Source organism: Caldisericum sp., assembly GCF_049967455.1.
GTDB lineage: Bacteria > Caldisericota > Caldisericia > Caldisericales > Caldisericaceae > Caldisericum > Caldisericum exile_A.
Genome location: NZ_JBMFSR010000082.1, coordinates 1 through 2,536, shown reverse-complemented (window position 1 = coordinate 2,536; position 2,536 = coordinate 1). Strand labels below are relative to the sequence as shown.

Genomic DNA, 2,536 nt, shown 5'->3' with positions numbered 1-2,536 from the left:
CATTTGTTGACAAGGATGGGGTCGTGCTTCTTACAAAAGGGGTAAGCAAAGACCCAGTAATAAGCGAAGGCATGATAATTGGCAAAGCTTTCGGCAAAACAGCTATAGGTATAGCTCTCCAAAAATGCGAAAATTCTGAAGTGCAGGGAGCCAATCATTCTGATCCTATTTTTAAAAATTGGTCCTGCGCTGCCTCCCCATTGCTCGACAAAAAAGGAGACCTTGTAGGCATTATAAGCGTATCCGCACTAAGTATAAACTACCCACAATTCGCATTGGAAACTACTTCGCTGATTGCAAGTGCTGTTCAGAATGAAGTAAACCTTAAGGAATTAATTAGTGAAATTGATTTCTCAAAGAAAAATATAGAGGCTATTGCTGAAGGGAATAAGGACGGGGTTCTTGTTCTAGATAAAAATGCAAAGGTACTTTATATAAACAGTGCTGGTGCATCAATTCTTAGAGTAAATAAGGATACTGCAGTTAACAAAAACGTAAGTGAAATTGTCGATTTTACGCCTGTTATACTGAATGTATTTAAAACTAAAAAAGGATACGTCGACAAAGAATTTATAATCGAAAGTCCCTCAAGAGGAACACTTCACTTTATAAAAAGTGCTGTAGTTCTGAAGGACGCTGAAGGTAATTTCGCTGGTGTTATTGATTTCTTTAGAGAAATTGAAAGGGTAAGAAAATTTGTAGTATCTTACATTGGCGCCGAAGCACGCTTCTCCTTCGAAGATATTATTGGGAACGATCCCAAAATAAGGGAAGCAATAAGATTGGCAAGGCTAGCGTCGCATTCAAACTCAACTGTTCTTCTAACAGGAGAAACTGGTACTGGGAAAGAAATGTTTGCGCAGGCTATCCATCTAGAGAGCGTGCGATCATCCGGACCTTTTGTAGCTCTGAATTGCGGAGCAATACCAAGAGACATTGCCGAAAGTGAATTTTTTGGCTATGAGCCAGGTTCTTTCACTGATGCTGACAAAAATGGGCGACCAGGAAAATTTGAACTTGCCAATGGCGGTACACTTTTCTTAGATGAAATTGAGGAATTACCTCCTGCAATCCAGGTGAAGCTCTTGAGAGTTCTCGAAGATAGGGTTATTACAAGGATTGGAGGCACAAAGTCAATAAAGGTTGATGTGAGAATAATATCCGCCTCAAATAAGAATCTTGAATCTCTTGTCGAGTCAGGCGCATTTAGAGAAGACCTCTTCTACAGACTGAATGTAATACAAATTCCGATTCCGCCACTTAGAGAAAGAAAAGTCGATATTCCGCTGCTTGTCACTCGTTTCTTGGAAAAGTTCAAAAAAGAACTTGGCAAAAATATTTCAGGTTACGATAGGAGTTTTATGGATTCGTTACTAGACTATAATTTTCCTGGGAATGTCAGGGAGTTGCAAAACATAATAGAGAGAGCAGTGAATATTGCAGATAGCGAAGTGCTAATGCAGGAACACATTCCCCATCTCGTCCTTAAGAACATTGGAAAAGGAGAGTCTCAGCAGGAGGATTTAGATAAGCTTAAAAGTGATTATGTTAAGAGTGTTCTTTCTAAATACAACTTTAACATTTCCTATACTGCAAAGCAGCTTGGTATATCTAGGCCAACTTTATACAAACTAATCAGACTCTATAAAATAAACAAGGTCAACTAGATCCTATGTTAATCTTTTGCAGGTCATAGTCCTTTCATAGATTTTTCTGCAATTTTCTTAGCACATCGACTGTAAAACTGATTTACATATTTTTACACAAATGTAAATTTTGTTAACATAAACGAATTGTCCTTGATTTACATTCCCGTCGAAAAAACTATACTAAAGCAATTTTACTTTTCTTGGCACGATATTTGCACACATATAATGGGCAAGAGCAATGAAAACAAAATTCAGTCGAGACATTCTTTTTGTAGTAATGGAAAAAGGAGAATCATTCTCTGAAGATCTTTTAACCATTCTCTCAATGCAGGAAATGGAAAATGTCGGTATTGTTCAAACAGCGCTTGGAATGGTAAAGAATATTGACCTAGGATACGGTATCTACGAGAATAGCAAGGTAAAATATGAAAGAGAAATTATTGAGAAACCTCTTGAACTTCTCGGATTAAGCGGTTTTATTATCAAGGGTGAGAAGTTGCCATTGCATTTCCATGTATACCTTGGAGATAACGATAAGAGAGTTCTAGGTGGGCATCTTTTTGATTGCATTGTTGTTACATTTATTGAAATGTCGTTTCTGCTAAGTGATATGAAAGTTGAGAGAGTCAAAAAAGCAGGTTTACTTGAAATGGATTTCAGATAATCCAGTGTATAAAATTATAGAGAAGTACAACACTCAGAATATTGCCAATACCAAGAAGGGGGTAAGAAATGCAATATGAGAAGGAACTGTTGACAGGTTTTTACAGGACGATGGTGAGAATCAGGAATTTTGAGCTCAAAGCAGAAGAGCTATTCCTGGAGGCAAAACTTCCAGGATTCATTCACCTGTACATTGGCGAAGAGGCTATAGCGACTGGTGCTAT

General features: G+C 37.7%; 2 protein-coding genes and 1 pseudogene. All 3 read left to right on the top strand.

Going from position 1 to position 2,536, the window contains the following annotated elements:
• Positions 1-1,667, top strand: a 1,667-nt coding sequence (locus ACP5SP_RS07815; RefSeq protein ID WP_428076491.1) for a sigma-54 interaction domain-containing protein, incomplete at its 5' end; no start/stop codon positions are given.
• 220 nt (positions 1,668-1,887) lie between these two features.
• The gene (locus ACP5SP_RS07810) at positions 1,888-2,313 is read left to right on the top strand and encodes a PPC domain-containing DNA-binding protein (protein WP_428076489.1); all 426 of its coding nucleotides are present in this window, start codon (positions 1,888-1,890) and stop codon (positions 2,311-2,313) included.
• 68 nt (positions 2,314-2,381) lie between these two features.
• Positions 2,382-2,536: pseudogene (locus ACP5SP_RS07805) on the top strand (pyruvate dehydrogenase (acetyl-transferring) E1 component subunit alpha); the annotation flags it as partial.